At 71.9% G+C, this 16,536-nt stretch carries 14 protein-coding genes; 2 read left to right on the forward strand and 12 right to left on the reverse strand.

Annotated features, from left to right (window positions below; translation table 11 throughout):
- Positions 1–38: 38 nt before the first annotated feature.
- Entirely contained in the window at positions 39–1,502 is a 1,464-nt protein-coding gene (locus AW270_RS18310; RefSeq protein ID WP_218009264.1) for an alkaline phosphatase PhoX, read from the forward strand.
- Here the strand turns inward: AW270_RS18310 and AW270_RS18315 are convergent.
- From AW270_RS18315 to AW270_RS18330, 4 genes are all read right to left on the reverse strand, one after another.
- Complete coding sequence (locus AW270_RS18315) at positions 1,490–2,167, reverse strand: DedA family protein (protein WP_061295718.1); 678 nt, start codon at positions 2,165–2,167, stop codon at positions 1,490–1,492. The two genes, AW270_RS18310 and AW270_RS18315, sit on opposite strands and share 13 nt — an antisense overlap.
- A gap of 73 nt (positions 2,168–2,240) precedes the next feature.
- Positions 2,241–3,854 carry a condensation domain-containing protein gene (locus tag AW270_RS18320; protein ID WP_061295723.1) on the reverse strand — a complete coding sequence of 538 codons (1,614 nt, stop codon included), beginning with the start codon at positions 3,852–3,854 and terminating at the stop codon, positions 2,241–2,243.
- 646 nt (positions 3,855–4,500) lie between these two features.
- Positions 4,501–5,052, reverse strand: coding sequence for an RNA 2',3'-cyclic phosphodiesterase (thpR, locus tag AW270_RS18325; protein WP_061295726.1), 552 nt, complete (start codon positions 5,050–5,052; stop codon positions 4,501–4,503).
- 416 nt (positions 5,053–5,468) lie between these two features.
- Complete coding sequence (locus AW270_RS18330) at positions 5,469–6,458, reverse strand: hypothetical protein (RefSeq protein ID WP_157522178.1); 990 nt, start codon at positions 6,456–6,458, stop codon at positions 5,469–5,471.
- Positions 6,459–7,059: 601 nt separating this feature from the next.
- Between AW270_RS18330 and AW270_RS18335 the strand changes: the two genes are divergently transcribed.
- Complete coding sequence (locus tag AW270_RS18335) at positions 7,060–7,839, forward strand: carbonic anhydrase family protein (protein WP_061295734.1); 780 nt, start codon at positions 7,060–7,062, stop codon at positions 7,837–7,839.
- A 103-nt stretch (positions 7,840–7,942) separates the two neighbouring features.
- Here AW270_RS18335 and AW270_RS18340 read toward each other — a convergent pair whose 3' ends face one another.
- From AW270_RS18340 to AW270_RS18375, 8 genes are read right to left on the reverse strand one after another with little or no spacing between them, the layout of a single operon-like run.
- A complete protein-coding gene (locus tag AW270_RS18340; protein WP_061295739.1) occupies positions 7,943–10,444 on the reverse strand; it encodes an FtsX-like permease family protein in 2,502 nt (833 codons plus the stop codon).
- Positions 10,441–11,133, reverse strand: coding sequence for an ABC transporter ATP-binding protein (locus AW270_RS18345; protein WP_061295741.1), 693 nt, complete (start codon positions 11,131–11,133; stop codon positions 10,441–10,443). Before AW270_RS18345 ends, AW270_RS18340 begins: the two co-directional genes overlap by 4 nt.
- Entirely contained in the window at positions 11,130–11,639 is a 510-nt protein-coding gene (locus AW270_RS18350) for a PadR family transcriptional regulator (RefSeq protein WP_061295744.1), read from the reverse strand. Before AW270_RS18350 ends, AW270_RS18345 begins: the two co-directional genes overlap by 4 nt.
- Before the next feature lie 30 nt (positions 11,640–11,669).
- Complete coding sequence (locus AW270_RS37805) at positions 11,670–12,878, reverse strand: serine hydrolase domain-containing protein (RefSeq protein ID WP_061295747.1); 1,209 nt, start codon at positions 12,876–12,878, stop codon at positions 11,670–11,672.
- Positions 12,871–13,767: an N-acetylmuramic acid 6-phosphate etherase gene (murQ, locus tag AW270_RS18360; protein ID WP_061295752.1), complete on the reverse strand. Its 897-nt coding sequence runs from the start codon at positions 13,765–13,767 to the stop codon at positions 12,871–12,873. The genes AW270_RS37805 and murQ overlap by 8 nt, the downstream gene beginning before the upstream one ends.
- On the reverse strand, positions 13,764–14,528 hold the full coding sequence (locus AW270_RS18365; protein WP_061295756.1) for a GNAT family N-acetyltransferase: 765 nt from the start codon (positions 14,526–14,528) through the stop codon (positions 13,764–13,766). Before AW270_RS18365 ends, murQ begins: the two co-directional genes overlap by 4 nt.
- A complete protein-coding gene (locus AW270_RS18370) occupies positions 14,525–15,526 on the reverse strand; it encodes an ABC transporter ATP-binding protein (protein ID WP_061295761.1) in 1,002 nt (333 codons plus the stop codon). Before AW270_RS18370 ends, AW270_RS18365 begins: the two co-directional genes overlap by 4 nt.
- Positions 15,523–16,533, reverse strand: coding sequence for an ABC transporter ATP-binding protein (locus AW270_RS18375; RefSeq protein ID WP_061295764.1), 1,011 nt, complete (start codon positions 16,531–16,533; stop codon positions 15,523–15,525). The genes AW270_RS18370 and AW270_RS18375 overlap by 4 nt, the downstream gene beginning before the upstream one ends.
- Between the last annotated feature and the right edge of the window lie 3 nt (positions 16,534–16,536).

Consider the following 16,536-nt stretch of genomic DNA (forward strand, 5'->3'; position numbering starts at 1 on the left):
TACCGCAGGAGTTATGAATGAGCCTCTCTCGTCGTCAAATGCTCGGAAGCACGGCCGTTGGGCTGGCTGTCGGCGGAGTGCTGCCCAGCCTCGCCGCGACCCCCGCCTCGGCCGCCTCGTCCACCGGGACCACCGGCCGCCCGCTGCGTCCGTTCCCGCCGCTCAAGGACGACCCCAACGGGATCCTCGCGCTCCCCGAGGGCTTCTCCTACCGGATCGTCACCCGTGAGGGCCAGACCGACATGGCGTTCGGTCAGGGCAAGACGCCCGGCCTGCACGACGGCACCGGCGTCGTCGGCCAGAAGCACGCCGGCTACACCCTCATCCTGAACCACGAGCTCGGCCCGGGCTCGGCCAACGGCGTCCCGCACATCCCCGGCACCGTCTACGACCCGGGCGCGCCCATGTCCGGCGGCTGCACCGTGGTCAACACCGACCCCGACGGCGGCCTGCTCAGCCAGTGGGTCGGCATCTCGGGCACCATCCGCAACTGCGCCGGCGGCGTCACCCCGTGGGGCACCTGGCTGACGTGCGAGGAGTCGTCGAACAAGGCGGGCAGCTCCTGGTCGGGCGGCGGCCAGTCGGGCGTCTACCAGAAGGACCACGGCTACGTCTTCGAGGTCTACCCGGACGCCTCGTCGGCGCAGCTGCCCAAGCCGATCAAGGCGTTCGGCCGCTACGACCACGAGGCCCTCGCGGTCGAGCCCAAGCAGCGCCGCGTCTACCTCTCCGAGGACGCCAGCGGCCCCAACGGGCTCTTCTACCGCTGGACCGCCAGCAGCGGCAAGCTGGAGAAGGGCTTCGCCGAGCACCTCGGCGACACCGAGGGCACCCTTGAGGCCATGCAGATCCGCCTGGACGACGGCACCATCGTCCCGGACGTCGCCTACATCACCTCGGCGCAGCTCGGCCGCCCGTTCCAGGTGACCTGGATCGCGGTGCCCGACCGTGACGCGAAGACCGTGCCCACCCGCCAGCAGTTCGCCGACGGCACCGTCACCCGCGGCAAGAAGTTCGAGGGTGTCTGGAGCAACGGCGAGGGCTGCTACATCGTCAACAGCTACGCCTTCGCCACCGCCGACCTGCCCCCGGACGCCGCCAAGCACGACGGCATGGTCTGGTTCTACAACTACAAGGACGAGACCATCACCCTGGTCACGTACTTCCCGCACAACGGATTCGCCGAGGGCGAGGGCCCGTCGCCCAAGTACGCCGACATGACCTTCGACGGCCCCGACAACGTGACCGTCACCCCGTGGGGCACCCTGGTCCTGGCCGAGGACGGCGTCCGCGCCTCCCACGTGCTCAGCTCGGTCCCCGGCGGCCCGACCTACGCGATCGCCCGCAACCAGGTCCAGATCGGCACCACCAACGGCGCGCCGACCTACTCGGAGTTCACCGGCCCGACCTTCTCGCCCGACGGCAAGGTCCTGTTCGTGAACATCCAGACCCCGGGCATCCAGCTGGCCATCACCGGCCCGTGGCAGGACTACCTGCGGTAACCCGTCTCCGACAGGCCCTGGGGCGCGTCCGCCCCGGGGTCTGTCCCATTTCGGCGCCGCCGGACGAGGCGGGCGACGACGAACCAGACCACGGCCAGGGCGACCACGACGATGACGACGTTCGAGGCGATGCCCGCGTAGCCCTCGACGAGGGACCAGTTCTCGCCGAGGTAGTAGCCGGCCAGCACGAAGAGGGTGTTCCAGATCGCGCTGCCGAGCGTCGTGAGGAGCAGGAACACCGGCAGGGGCATGCGCTCGACCCCGGCGGGGATGGAGATCAGGCTCCGGAACAGCGGGATCATGCGCCCGAAGAACACCGTCTTGCGCCCGTGGCGGGCGAACCAGGCCTGCGTCCTCTCGATGTCCGACACGTTCAGCAGCGGCACCTTGGCCGCCAGCCGCATCAGCCGCTCGGGGCCGAGGAGCGCGCCCAGGCCGTAGAGGGCGGCGGCGCCGACGACGGAACCGGCGGTCGTCCAGATGAGGACCGCCCACAGGGACAGGTCGCCCCGGGACGCGGTGAAGCCCGCGAGCGGCAGGATCGCCTCGCTGGGCAGCGGCGGGAAGAGGTTCTCCAGAGCGATGGCGATCCCGGCGCCGGGCGCCCCGAGCGTCTCCATCAGGCCCATGACCCACCCGGCGATGCCGCCGAGGTCGCTGCTCATGAAGAAGATCCCCCTCGGATTCCGGCTCCGTCCACGCTAGGGGGCCGAAGATCAGCGTCCGATGAGCGCGGCGTTAACCGTCCGCTAACCTTGCGCCGATGAACTGCGGCTCGTAGTCGCCCGGCGCGACCACGCCGTGCCGCGTCTCCCGCGCCACCACGGCCGCCACCGCCTCGGCCGCCTTGGAGGCGTCGGCGCCCTGCCGCAGCCACCCGACCAGACGCTCCCCGTCGGCGCCCACCTGGACGACCCCCGGCCCGAGCGCGAGATCGGCCACCGCCTGGACGGCGGGCAGGTCGACCCAGCACGACCGCGCCCGCACCCACCCCGTCCCGCGCTCGACCTGGGGGATCCCGAACTCCGCCGGATCGACGTCACCGCCGGCGGCTGCCACGATGAGCTCCTCGACCCCGCCCAGCAGCCCGGCGGCCTCGTCGGCGGTGGCCAGCCGGGCGTCGAGCCCGAGCCCGCAGCCGAGCTTGCCGTCGAGGCGGTAGACGTCGAACGTGACGGGCGCGTCGAACACCCGGTCGGCCGTGCCCGGCTCCACCCCGGCCGCCGGCAGGATCGCCCGGGAGTGGCCGGTCGTGTTGTTGACCACGACGTCGCGGTGGCAGGGCATCCCCCGGGCCCGTTCGGCCGCGCGCATGGCGGCGTTGAGCTCGGCCGAGTCGTACCGGCCGTATTTGTAGGCGGCCAGCGCGGCCGAGTTCATCCGCGCGACCGACTCCAGGAACGACGGCGAGGAGGTGAACGGGATCATCGTCTCCTGCGAGATCGTCCCGACGTAGTCCCGCAGCTCCGGCGAGAACCGGTTGCTGCACAGGCAGTTGAGCAGGCAGCCCTGACTGCCCGTCCACCCCGTCAGCAGCGTCGCGAACGCGGCCATCACGACGGCCAGCGGCCGCACCCCCGTCTTGGCCGCGACGTCGGCGACCGCCTTCGCGGCGGGCCGGGAGCCGAGCAGGAGATGATGATGCCCCGTGGCCTCGGGAAACCGCACCGGCAGCCCGAGCGAGCACAGCGGCCGCTCGGCCATGTGACGGGCCCAGTATTTGATGGAGCTGTCCAGCTGCCGCCTGCCCGCAGGGCTGTGCTCGTAGGCCGCGCGGTCGGCGGGGTGGTGGCCGGCGGGTTCGAGCGGGCGTCCCGCCAGGAGCGCGGCGAACTCGGCCCTCAACACGGTCATGGCCGAGAGGTCGGCGGCGACGTGGGAGACGTGGACGACGACCAGGAACGGCGCCCCGCCCCGAGTGACCACACGCGCTCGGATGGGGAGGTCGGCGGCGGGGTCGAACACTCTGTTTCCCGCCAGATGCCAGTCATGGTCGGCGCCGGTGGCCTCGACCACCTCGGCGAACAGCGTTCCTTCCGCCTGTACGTGTTGCTTGCCGCTTTCCAGCAGGGTGCGCAGCGCTTCGTGGCGGGTGACCAGGGCGCTCAGGGCGTCGACGACCATGGGCATCGTGGTGCCCTTGGGAGGCCGGACCACGGCGGAGAGGATGTCCGCCGGGCCGGGGTGGTCTTTCCTGATCCACTCCAGGACGTTCTTCTGGCCCACGGTGAGGGGCCAGGCGCCGGAGCGGCCGGCGGCCTTGAAGGGGATGGTGAGGCCTGGGCCCTGGGGGGGCGAGGTCGCCGGCTGTGGTGAGTCGATCCCGTCGCTGTGACCGAACGGCTCGTTCAAGCCTGCTCCTTCGCACCTATGGCACTGGAGAAATTGTTTTGGCCCTATGGAGAGAGGTCTCTCGATATCGGTGGGAGCAGGTTAAGGAGCGCGAAATGGGGCGTCAAGGTGGCGTGTAACTTTCATTGCGCTTTTCTGTCTAAGCGGTGTCTCACCTGTTGAGAAGGGGCTGGCACGGGTAAGGAGCGGTCCTTGGGTGCATTTTTCTGTTTGTCGCTGGCGTGTATTTTCGGACGGCCTTTGGCCGCTAAGCGGCCCATTCTGCTCATTGAAGTCAGGAAAACCGACAGTAGCTTGTTCGAATAGGCGGAGCGGGAGTGTGGGGAGGCGGATCTCGCCGGCTGGCGCTTCGAGCGGCGGGTCTGGCCTCACTCTCGGTCATCGGGGGCAGAGGCATGAGCGGGCACGCACCGTCCGAGGCGCATCGCGACCAACAGTCATCGCGACCGAGCGGGCATGCACCATCCGTGGCGCATCATGAATCGCGGTCATGGATCGCCATTGGGGAGGCGCTAGGCGTACTGGCGCGTCTGGACATTTTGAGGCCGCCAAGCGCGCCAGATTCACCCTGCTCACCTCGCGCCCAGCCGAATTCCGGTGGCGCGCCTGGTGAGCAAGTCTTGGCCCAGGCCCGTGATCTTCGTCGTCACGTGCCCAGGGGGTAGGTCTCGACGGATTCGTATCGCAAGGGCGGGCCGAGGTGGCTGACGAACAGTTCGGCGTGGTCGGCGGTCCAGAAGGCTGATTGGAAAGTGCTCAACGACTCGGCCAGCGGTGCCAGGTCGGCGCCCTTACGGCTTCTGACGAGGGTGAAGTGGGCCCGATAGGGACGCCCGTCGAGCTCCCCCGCCCCGGCCCGCCGCGCTCCCGCCGCGATCGAGCCCGCCAGGCGCCCCAAGCGGCCCGGCTCGCGCACCGCCAGCCACAGGGCGTTCGCTCTGGCCCGACCGGTGAACGTGCCCGCCCCGCCCAGGGCCAACGGCAACGGCGCGTGGTGACGCGCCGCCCGCGCCAACCGGACGCTCAACTCCGGGCGCACCCCGTCGTGCACCTCACCGAGGAAGGCAAGGGTGATGTGCCAGTTCGCGGGCTCGACCCAGGTGAGGTGCGGCCATGCGGCCCGCAGCGGGGCCACGGCCCGCTCGACCTCGCTCAGCACGGCGGGAGACGGGACCAGCGCGACGAACATCCGGCTCATGACCGCAGTATCCCGAGCCACCGCTCCCGCCAGGGAGAGCGCCCGGCTTTCCGTCTCGCCGCTTCGAGCAGGTAGGCCAGGGCCAGCAGGGCCTGCCGGGCCGGGTCTGGCTTCCGCGCCGTTCCACGATGGCACATCACAAATTGATACGTATGGGCTCATTCGGCGTCTCAAGCGCTGACGTGAATCGTCTCCGTCGACCTCCGCGAAGTCTGGTGCAGACGCCGAACGGCCAGCCCATGCGCCGGGCAGAGCAAAACGGCGCACCGAACCACCTTCAGGGCTTCCACCCGTATCGAATGAGAAGCGATGAGTGTCCCGGCACGCCGGAATGCTTTTCGATGACCTGCCTGACTGTTCATGGCCGCGTCAGCCCGCGCCCGATCGGCGGGCGGCTGACCGTCATGGCGCCGATGTCAGGAAACGCGCCAGAGCGTGGCGTTGGCTCCGGGGTCGTCGGGGTCGCCCTCCGGCGAGGTGAACCCGCTGCCCCACACCTGCGAAGTGCCCGGCCGGCGTGCCACGGCGGCCAGTGAGGCGTCGTAGCCGGTGGGCCTGGGCAGCAGCGTGCTCGTCCAGCTCGTGCCTCTGACCTGCCACAGCTGCGGGTTCCAGCCGCCTTGCGCGATCCACACCCCGCCCTTGCCGTCGGGCTCCGCCTCCGTGTACGGCTGCCCCTGCGTCGCCCCGAGCGTCATTCGCCACCGGGAGCCGTTCCAGTGCATGGCCAGCGGCCGGGAGAAGGTCGCGTCGTCGCCCTCGGCGTTGGCCCCCTCCCAGCTGACCCCGCCGACGGCCCACACGTTGCGCGCGCTGACGACGGCGACGTCGATGAAGGTGGCGGTGGCGTCCTCGGTCGGCAGCGGGATCGCGGGCAGTTTCACCTTGCGCCAGGCCTTGCCCGACCAGTGGAAGACGCCGCTCCCGGCGGCCCAGACCTGCCCGCCTCCGGCGTCAACGGCCTGGGCGGCGCCGGGGACGGGGTGGCGTTTCCACGACGACCCGGTCCAGCGCCGCGAGGTGTTCCCGCCGACGGCCCAGACGTCGCGGGCGGAGACGGTCTCGGCGTCGGCGGCGTGGAAGGTGCCGAGCGACCACGACGTCCAGGCGCGCCCGTTCCAGGCGTAGGCCCGGTTGGGCCCGAAGGCCCAGACCCGGCTCGTGGTGGCGGCGACCGCCGACAGCTCAGGCAGCCGTCCGGGCAGCGTCTTCCTGGCCTTGCCCTTGAGTGACTGCACGAACCCCTGGCGGCGGCCGTTCAGGTACCGGTGCCCGGCGGACCAGACGGTGCCGTCGGCGGTGACCGCGACGTCGGCGAACACGTCGTCGCCCGGAGAGTGGACGACCTGGGCGACCTGCCAGGGGGAGGCGGAGGCCGCCAATAAGACCGCGATGATTGCCCGCATCCGTCCAGAATATTGCTCCGCGACCCTGAACGGCACTCCTCGCCTGCCAGACGGCACCCCCGCCGACGAGCCCGGACACCGTTCCACGGTGGTAAGGCCCACGGCGCGCTTGTCACCTGCGGTTGAAGGGCCAGTCGGGATGCGGTTCGCCGGCCGGCGCCCTCAGTGTTGGAGTCGGGCCGCCCTTCCTCCGCGCGTCCGACTCCGGGAAGTCCTCCTCCGACGGAGGTCTCGCCTCTCCCTCGTTGCGTGAAGACCATGGGCCGGAAGCCACGAGACCATCGATCACGCGAAATCGACAATCGTTTCAATAACCACCAATTCACCTAGCAGACCGCAAGCCGCCCAGATCGCCCACGCACGCTCATCCGCTCCGCGGTGCCGGAGGATCCGTGCAGCTCGGTGGACGCTTCGGACGCCGCAGCCGGGGCGGTGCCAAAGGTTCTCCTTTTGGTCATTTTGGCCACTACCCCGCCCGGCGACGGTTCACTTCTTTCGGCTATCCTCGCCAATGCCTTTATGTCGCCCCTAAAGCGGACAAAGCCCAATTGGCGGTCCGTCGGCGGCGTATCCCTGGCATCCCTCGCACGAAAGGCGAACGGTGCGTTTCCGTCTTGCGCCCATTGCGGCTGCTGCTCTCCTCTCCCTTCCGTTAGTCGCTCAGGCGGTTCCGGCTCAGGCCCAGGTCAAGTGCCATGGCACCGGGACTGACGCCGCCGTCCAGAGCCCGATCCAGATCGACCGCTCCAAGGCGTGCCCGGGGTCCGGCCCGGCGATCGCGATCCACTACCCGGCCTCCGTCAGCGGAACGCTCCTGTTCCAGGACAAGGCTCCGGTCGGTGAGATCAGCGAGCACGACGACGTCCGGTTCGTCATCGGCACCGGCGGCACCCAGCCGTACATCACCTACGGCGGCGAGCGCTACAACCTGAACAACGTGCACTTCCACGGGCACGCCGAGCACAAGTTCGCCGGTCAGGCGACCGCTCCGCTCGAGGCGCACTTCGTGCACACCAAGGCGACCGGCACCGGTTATGTCGTCTTCGGCGTGATGATCGACGCCAAGACGTTCCTGGGCCAGACGGAGCACGACAAGCTCCTCGTGTCGCCGCCGGCCCTCGGCGCGTCGAAGGCCATCACGGGCATCCACCTGAACGACATGCTGCCCGCGAACCACGCGACCTTCCGCTACACCGGCTCGCTGACCACCCCGGACGAGGTCGGTACCTACTTCCAGCCGGTCAACTGGGTCGTCTTCGACCACCACGCCAAGGCGCACGCCCTCAACGTCTTCCACTACCGCTCCCTGTGGGGCGCGGAGGGCAACTTCCGTGAGCTGCAGGAGAACCACCCCGCGGCGAACATCTACTCCTACCACTGAGCGCAGCGGTTCCGAGTACACGCCGGCCGGGGTCTGCCTCGGCCGGCGTGGCCGTTTCACGGCTCCCCCGGCTCTCATGGGGGCGTCGAGCCCGGCCGGCACATCACGCGGGTCTCCGCACGAGGACGGGCCGGGCCCTGGTGATCAGGGCCAGCGCGCTGACCAGGAGCGGCAGGCCCACGACCAGGGTGATCAGGAACGGCCACGGGAGGGCGATGGTGGCCGGGTCGCCCGTGCCGTGGGTCGTCATGGGGCGGCTCAGCGCGATCCCGGTCACCGCGCCCGCCGCCAGGCCGACGGCGGCGCCCAGACCGGCGATGAAGAGGGTCTGACCGGCCACGACCGCCCGTAGCGTCCAGGGGGAGGCGCCGATGGCCAGCAGGGCGGCCAGGTCGGGGCGCATGTCGGCCGCCGCCAACCTGGTGGCGGCGAAGGTGCCGCCGACCACGAGGATCACCGCCGCGCCCAGCCAGACCCACAACCACACCGGACCGCTCCCCTCCTGGGGGCCGGGCTCGACGGTGACGGTGACGCGGTTGGTCACCTTGCCGAGGGCGCCCCACAGCGGGTCGTCGAAGGCGGGGGCGCGCACGCCGTAGAGCGCGCGCGGCGTGGTGGTGAATCCGGCCTGCTCCAGGAAGGCGCGGGGCAGGAGGGCGCCGCCCTGGTGGTCGTCGGCGGGGGTGGCGACGACCGCGGGGACCTCGATCCGGCGGTCGGGGTGGTTGGCGACGCTGGCCCGCAGGGTGATCTTGCCGTCGCGTACGTTGGCGGCGTCGAAGACCACCGCCTTGCCGCTCGCCAGTGCCGCGGCGGCCGCCGGGTCGTCGCGGCCCTGGAGGAAACGGAGCAGATCCTGGTCGCCGACGGCGGCGGTGCGGGAGACGCGGACGCCGTTCCAGCGTGTGGTGTAGCGCATGGCGTAGCGGCGGCCCTCGGCGTCGTGGACGTGGTAGCCGGTGGCGAGCTTCACACCCGGCAGCCGGCGGGCCGCCTCGGCGCGCAGCTTCGCCCAGGTCGGGTCGGGCATCGTGCCGCCCCAGATGGCGAGTGATCCGGTCGGCCGGGCCGAGGTGAACGAGTCGCGGTAGTCCCGCCGCTGGCTCTCCGTCGCGATGCCGACGGCCACGGCCAGGGCGGTGACCGCGAGGACGGCGGCCACGGCGCTGACCGTACGCGACCGGTTGCGGACGGCGTCACGGACCGCGACCCGCAGCGGGACCCGCAGGCGCGGGGCGATCCGGCCGGCGAACCAGACCAGGAACGGGGTCAGGGCCACCAGCCCCAGCAGGATCGGCAGCGAGGCGACGAACGGCCACACCAGTTCGCTCTGCCGCCGCGCCGCCACGCTGGCGGCCAGGCCGCCGAGAACCAGGGCCGCGCCGATCAGGGACCAGGTCAGGGGCCAGGCGCGCCGGGCGGTCGCGGGCGCGCGCCCGGCCAGCACGGTCGCGGTGTGCTGGCGGCCCGCCTGCAGCGCAGGGACGAGCGCCGCCACCACCCCGATGAACAGCCCGACGGCGGCGATGGGGAGGAGCTCGCCCCACGGGATGTCGGGAGGGCCGATCTGTCCTCCCCACCGCGCGATGACCGGGACCGCCACAAGCCCGCCCGCGATGCCCAGCCCAGTCGCGGTGAGGGCGGCGAGCCCGCCGAGGACCAGCCCGTCGGCCAGCACGATCAGCCGCAGGTGCCCGGCCGAGCCGCCCTGGGCGGCGATCTCGGCCAGTTCCCGGCGCCGCCTGCGCAGGCCGACCGCGAAGGCGGGCCCGGCGAGCAGGACGGGCACCAGGATCGCCATGATCACGGCGACCGCGACGCCGATCGTGGCGGGGGTGTTCCAGAGCAGGCCCGGACGATACGGCCGGCTGAGGAGCAGGGACCGGGAGCTGACGGACAGGCCGAGCTTGTTGAGCGCGGTCACGTCGTCCCAGGTGACGGGTCTCGGAGTGTCGGCGAGCCATCCGGGGCCCTCGGTGGTGAGCGCGCTCAGTCCACGGGAGGTCTCGAGCGGCAGGTCGGGGCCGGCCACCTGCCGGATCGTCGGCTGGTGGGGGTGGTCGACGATGCCGCTCACCTTCAGCGGCGGGCCGCCGGCCGGGCGCAGCAGGTCGCCGGGCCGCAGGCCGAGGGCGGGGGTCACCGCGACCTCGCCGGCGCCGGGCAGCCTGCCTTCGCCCAGCGTCAGGATCCCTCTGGTGAGAGGGTCGCTCAGATCGGTCTCCAGTGCGGTGACCAGGCCGGAGGGCAGGCGGATGCTGCCGGTCGCGAAGGGGGTCAGGCGGGTGCCCGCGCCGAGGAGAGCCGTGATCTCGGCGGGCTCGGCCGGGGGACGGGGCGAGTCGCCGCCGCTGGACCACGAGCCGCCTTGAGGGCCTTCCTGGACGGTCGTGCCCGGGGGCAGCTGGACCAGCGCGGCGTCGGCGGTGCCCAGACGGGAGCCGATCCCCTCTTCGGGAGAGAGGGTGCTGGTGGCGTAGGCGACGAGGAGGCCGGTGATCACCAGGACCGGCAGGCCGATCATGAGCATGATCAGGGCGCTGCGGCCACGGGCCTGCCACACGCCGCGCCGGGAGAGGCGCAGCGCCGCCGTCAGGGCGCTCATCGGGCGCTCGCCATCGGCACGTCGGTGGCGTCGGCGATCACGCCGTCGCGCAGGAAGACCACCCGGTCGGCCCAGGCGGCGTATCGGGGCTCATGGGTCACGAGCAGGACCGACGCGCCCGCCGCGCAGCGGGCGGCCAGCAGCCGGAGGATCTCGTCTCCGGTCGGGGTGTCGAGCGCGCCGGTCGGCTCGTCGGCCAGCAGCAGACGGCGCTCCCCCACGAGGGCGCGGGCGATGGCGACCCGCTGGCGCTGGCCGCCGGACAGCTCGTCGGGGAACCGGTCGGCGAGGGACTCCGCGCCGATCTCGGTCAGCACGGCCATCGCCTCGGCGCGGGCCCGCCGGGACCGGACGCCGTCGAGCTCGCGGGGCAGCATCACGTTCTCCGCCGCCGTCAGCGAGGTGATCAGATTGAGGTCCTGGAAGACGTAGCCGACGCTGCGGCGGCGTAACGCCGCCAGGTCGCGGACGGTCGCGAGATCCCGCCCGTCGACGTGGACGGCGCCCGACGTCGGCCGGTCGAGGCCGCCCGCCAGGTTGAGCAGGGTCGACTTGCCCGACCCCGACGGCCCCATGACCGCGACCAGCTCGCCCTCGCCGACCTGGAGGCTCACCCCCTTGAGGGCATGGACGGCCGTCTCACCGTCTCCATGGACCCTGGTCACCCCGGCCAGCGCTAAGACGGTCATCGTGCCTCCTTGAGAACGGCCTCGCAGTGGTCGAGCCACCGCTGCTCGGCCTCGGCCTGGAAGATCATGGAATCGAGGACGAGCAGCCGGGCCGCCCCCTCGGCGCTGTCGCGCTTGGCCCGGGTGAGCTGCTGGAGCGTGCGCATCGTGGCGGTGCGCTGCCGGCGGATGACCTCGGCGACCTCGACCTCTTTCGCCTCGACGGCCATGGCGAGCTTGATGACCAGCTCGTCGCGCGGCCGGTCGGACGGGACGACCGGCGTGGTGAACCACCGCTCCATCTCCGCCCGACCGGCGTCGGTCATCGCGTAGACGACCCGGCCCTGGTCGTCGGTCTCCCCCGGTTCGACCAGGCCGTCGCGCTCCATGCGGGCCAGCGTCGTGTAGACCTGGCCAACGTTCAGCGGCCAGGTCGCCCCTGTGGACGCCTCGAACTCCACCCGCAACTGGTAGCCATGCCGGGGCCCTCGACTCAGCAGTGCGAGCAACCCGTGCCTGATCGACATAGTTACTCAGTATGCATACTCAGTATGTACTCAGCAAATCAGCGAGTGCGCGAAGGCGGCCACGCCGTTGCGGAGATCCCGGATCCCGGCCCGCCCGCGCAGCGGATGCACGTTGTTGGTGAGCAGCACGACGGTCAGCCCGCTCGCCGCGTCCATCACCAGAGAGGTCCCGGTGAACCCGGAATGACCATGGGCGTCGCCCAACGGCCCGACGATCGCCGGGTCTCCGATCCGGAACCCGAGCCCCTGCCGGAACGACGCCCCGGTGACCCCTTGGTCCCGCGTCATCTCGGCGACCGATTCCGCCGACAGCACCCCCGCGCCGCCTGTCCGCAGAATCTCCGCGAACCGCAGCAGATCGCTCGCGGTCGAGAAAAGCCCGGCATGCCCGGCCACCCCGCCCAGCGCATGAGCGGTCTCGTCGTGCACCTCGCCCCGCACGATCACGCCGGACCCCGGCGGCGACGCGGCCTCGGCACGACCGGCCGCCCCACCCGAAAGGGTGGACGCGGCCGCCATCGGTGCGGCCTCACCGCGCGGCGGGCCGCCCTCGGACATCGCTGCCTCCGCACCCCGCCCGACCACGCGGTCTCCTGGCGTCGGCGCGGTCTCGCCGGCCCGCCCCGACAGGGGTTTGAACTCCGTGGCCGCGATCCTCGGCAGCAGGTCGGGTCCCGGCCGGTAGCACGTGTCGGCGAGCCCCAGCGGCCCAGTGACGACCCGCCCGACGAGCGCGTCCAGCGACGTCCCGGAGGCGATCTCGCAGACCCGGCCCAGCGTGATCATCCCGACGTCCGAATACTCGTACGCCGAACCGGGCGGCCTCTGAAGTGGAGCGGACAGCAGGAAGTCCCACCGCGCCTCAGGGGCGACCCCGTCGGGACGCCGCCCCGGCGGCAGCCCCGACGTGTGCGTGAGCAGGTGCCGCACGGTCACCGAAGGCCGCGCGCCGTAGTGGGCGGGCAGCCACGTCGCCACCGGCTCCTCCAGGCCCAGGGCGCCGGCTTCGGCCAGCGACAGCGCCACCACCGTCGTGAACAGTTTGGTCAGCGACGCCAGGTCGAACACGCTGTCGAAGGAAACGGCAGGCCGATCAAGAGCGAGGGTCTCGGCGGGGTCCGCGTACCGGACCAGTTCTCCGGCGGAGGCCGCCGCCACCTGATCGCCGTCGACGGCGATCAGGGCGACCGCCGCCGAGGCCACCCCGGGCACGGCGGCGGCCAGGAGGCGGTCAAGCATGGTGCAGGGCGGTGTCCAGGCGGTTGCCGGAGTCGGCCAGGATGGCGCGGGCCTGGTCGGCCGCCACGGCGCGTTCGATCATGATGACCGCCGTCTTGAGCTCCAGGTCGGCCGCCTCCAGGACGCTGCGCGCCTCGTGCAGGCCGGTTCCGGTGATGTCGCTGACGATGCGGGCGGCGCGGTCGGCGAGCTTGGAGTTGGTGGGAGACATCTCCACCATGTGGTTGCCGTAGGTCCGCCCGGTCCGCACCATCGTGATGGTCGAGATCATGTTGAGCACGAGCTTCTGCGCCGTCCCCGCCTTCAGGCGGGTGGACCCGGTGATCACCTCGGGGCCCACGATGACCTCCAGGGCGTGGTCGGCCGCGGCGGACAGCGGTCCCCCGGCGTTGCACGACAGCCCGACCGTCAGCGCCCCCCGGCGTCGCGCCTCGGCGACGGCCCCGACCACGTAGGGGGCCCGGCCGCTGGCGGAGATCCCCACCACGGAGTCGAGCGGTCCCACGTGGCCGACCGCGCGGGCGCCCGCGTCGGCGTCGTCCTCGGCCCCCTCGACCGACCGGACCAGCGCCGCCTCGCCCCCGGCGATGATGCCGCAGACCTGGTCGGGGGTGGTGCCGAACGTGGGCGGGCACTCCGAGGCGTCCAGGACGGCGAGCCGTCCGGAGGTCCCCGCGCCGATGTAGATCAGGCGGCCGCCCCGGGCCATCCGCGCCGCGACGGCGTCGACGGCGGCGGAGATGGCGGGGATCGCCGCGGCCACCGCGCCGGGGACGGTCGCGTCGGCCGCGTTCATGCGGCGGGCGATCTCCCCGGTGGGGAGCTCGTCGATCCGGCGGTGCCGGGGGTCGCTCTGTTCGGTGACCAGGCCGCCCAGCGACTGTGTCATGAGAACTCCTTCCGATAGAGCCAGAAGATCCGCTCGACCCGGGCGCCGACGGCCTTCGCGTAGAACGCGATCGGGCCGACCCAGGCGATCTCCGCGCTGGTCAGGCCGGTCGCGGCCATGTCGGCGAGGCAGCGCCGCAGCAGGGCGGCGCCGACGCCGAGGCCGCGCGCCTCCGGCGCGGTGCCCATGGGGCCGAACCACGAGGGGCGGGTGCCCCAGGCGGCGAAGCCCACGATCTTCCCGTCTCGCTCGACGTGGTAGCAGCCTTCGGCGTTCACGGCCTCCCAGGCCCACGCCTCGTTCCAGTTCTCCCGGACGAACTCGGCGACCCCGGCCCGGTCATCTGCGACCGGGAGATCACCGGAGAAGTCCTGGGAGAGGTCGACGGTCATGTTGCAGGCCGTCTGGTACCTCTCGTACCCGAGACTCTCCGCCAGACACAGGGCCGGCGTGTAGCGCACGTCGATGCCGGGCCAGGCGTAGCAGGGCGGGTTCCCGGCGAAGCGCATCTCCCGCGCCCCTTGGGACCGGGCCCATCGCTCGGCCTCCAGGACCAGTCTCCGGCCGACCCCGCGCCGGCGGGCCGCCGGATCGACGGCCAGCAGGTCGACATGCCCGACGTCGCCGGACATCGAGGTGAACACGACCCCGTCGTCGAAGGCGAAGGACGTCCAGCGGCGGTCTTCCGGCGGTGAGACCAGGCGGTCGACGAGCGCCTCGGCGGCGTCGGCGTCCCAGGTCAGGGCCTCGCGGAGCTTCACGCGACGGCCTCCACCGGGATGACGCTGCGCCGGCGCGGGTGGTGGCAGGCGTGCGCCTGGTCGCCGTCGGGCACCAGCGCGGGCGGCTCGGCCGTGCAGATGTCGGTGGCGAACGGGCAGCGGCGGGCGAACAGGCAGCCGCTGTCGGCGTGGGACTCGTCGAGGGCCTCGGTCGGGACGACCCGTTCGGGGCCCGGCCGCTCGACGCCGTGCAGGACGGGGATCGCCGACAGCAGCGACTGGGTGTACGGGTGGATCGGCCCCGAGATCACGCTCTCGGTCGGGCCGCTCTCGACGACCTGGCCCCGGTAGATCACGTAGAGCTCGCCGTCGCCGCCGATGTAGCGGGCGGTGGCGATGTCGTGGGTGATGAACAGGACGCTGACGTTCAGCCGTTCGCGCAGGTCCTTCAGCAGGGACAGCACACCGAGCCGCAGCGACACGTCGATCATCGACACCGACTCGTCGGCGACCAGCACCTCGGGGTCGACGGTCAGCGCCCGCGCGATCACCACGCGCTGCCGCATGCCGCCCGACAGCTGGTGCGGGTAGCGCGGCAGGACGTAGCCGGGGTCGATCCCGACGAGGGCCAGCAGCTCAGCGGCCCGCTGCTCCATCCACGCCTTGTCGCGGCCGGTCTGCTTGGCGCGCAGGGCCAGCGGCGCGGCGAGGGTCTGGTGGATGGTGCGGGTCGGGTTGAGCGCCGAATAGGGGTCCTGGTGGATGAGCTGGATCCGGCGGAAGAACGGCTCGCGGTGCCGGGGCTTCAGCGACGACATCGGGGTGCCGTCGATGACGATCTCGCCCGCGTCGTAGGTCTCCAGCCCGGCGACGATCCGGCCGAGGGTGGTCTTCCCGCAGCCCGACTCGCCGATGAACGTGACGGCGCCGCCCCGGGGGATCGCGAAGTCGACCCCGCGCAGGGCCGGGACCGCGCGGGCGCCGAGCATGTTCCCGCGCTGCTTGTACGTCTTGACGATGCCACTCGCGGTGATCACGCGAACTCCTTAGGGGTGACCGGGGTGGCGGGCTGCCCGACCGCGTGACAGGCCACGGTCCTGGCGTCCCGGGTGACCGGCACGGGGTCGACGGTGTCGCAGACGGCGATCCGGATCGGGCAGCGCTCCCGGAACACGCATCCCTGCTTGGGGATGGTGCCCAGGGTGGGCGGCCGGCCGGGCAGCGCCCGCGCCTCGTCGATGTCGCCCGACAGGCGCGGGATCGCCCTGATCAGGCCCTGCGTGTACGGATGCCGCGGCGCGCCCAGCACCTCGGTGGTGGGACCGTGCTCGACGACGCGCCCGCCGTACATGACCGCGAGGCTGTCGGTGACCTCGGCCGCCACCCCCATGTCGTGGGTGATGATCAGCGTGGTCAGGCCGCGCTCGTGGTGGACGTCGCGGACGATCCGCAGGATCGAGGCCTGGGTGATCATGTCGAGGGCGGTCGTGGGTTCGTCGAGGACCACCAGATGGGCGTTGAGCACCAGGGCGAACATGATCCCGACCCGCTGGCGCATCCCGCCGGACAGTTCGTGCTGGTAGGAGTCGAGCACCCGGCCGCCGTCGAGCCCCATCCGGCCGAGCAGCGCCCGCGCGTCCTTCAGCAGGGCGGGCAGGTCGTCGAAGTCGTGGGAGCGGCCGAGGTCGAGCAGCTGCTTGCCGACCGTCTTCAGCGGGTTCAGGGAGTTCTGCGCCGCCTGGAAGACGTAGCCGACCTGACGGCCGCGGGCCCGCCGCAGCTCCTCGCCCTGGAGGTCCACGACGTTGCCGAGGCCGTCGATCTCGACGGTGCCGCCGCTGATGCGGCCGGGCGGCTGGACCGCGTTGAGCAGCGACAGCGCCAGGGTCGACTTGCCGGAGCCCGATTCGCCGACGATGCCGGTGATCGTGCCAGGGGCGAGCGACAGGGACACGCCCCCGAGCGCCGGGAGTTCCCCGGCGGGGGTCTTGTAGACGACGGTGAGATCGTCGATGCGCACGCCGGGCGCGGAAGTTCTGGTCATCTG

Source organism: Herbidospora cretacea, from assembly GCF_001570605.1.
In the GTDB taxonomy this organism is placed as follows: Bacteria; Actinomycetota; Actinomycetes; order Streptosporangiales; family Streptosporangiaceae; genus Herbidospora; species Herbidospora cretacea.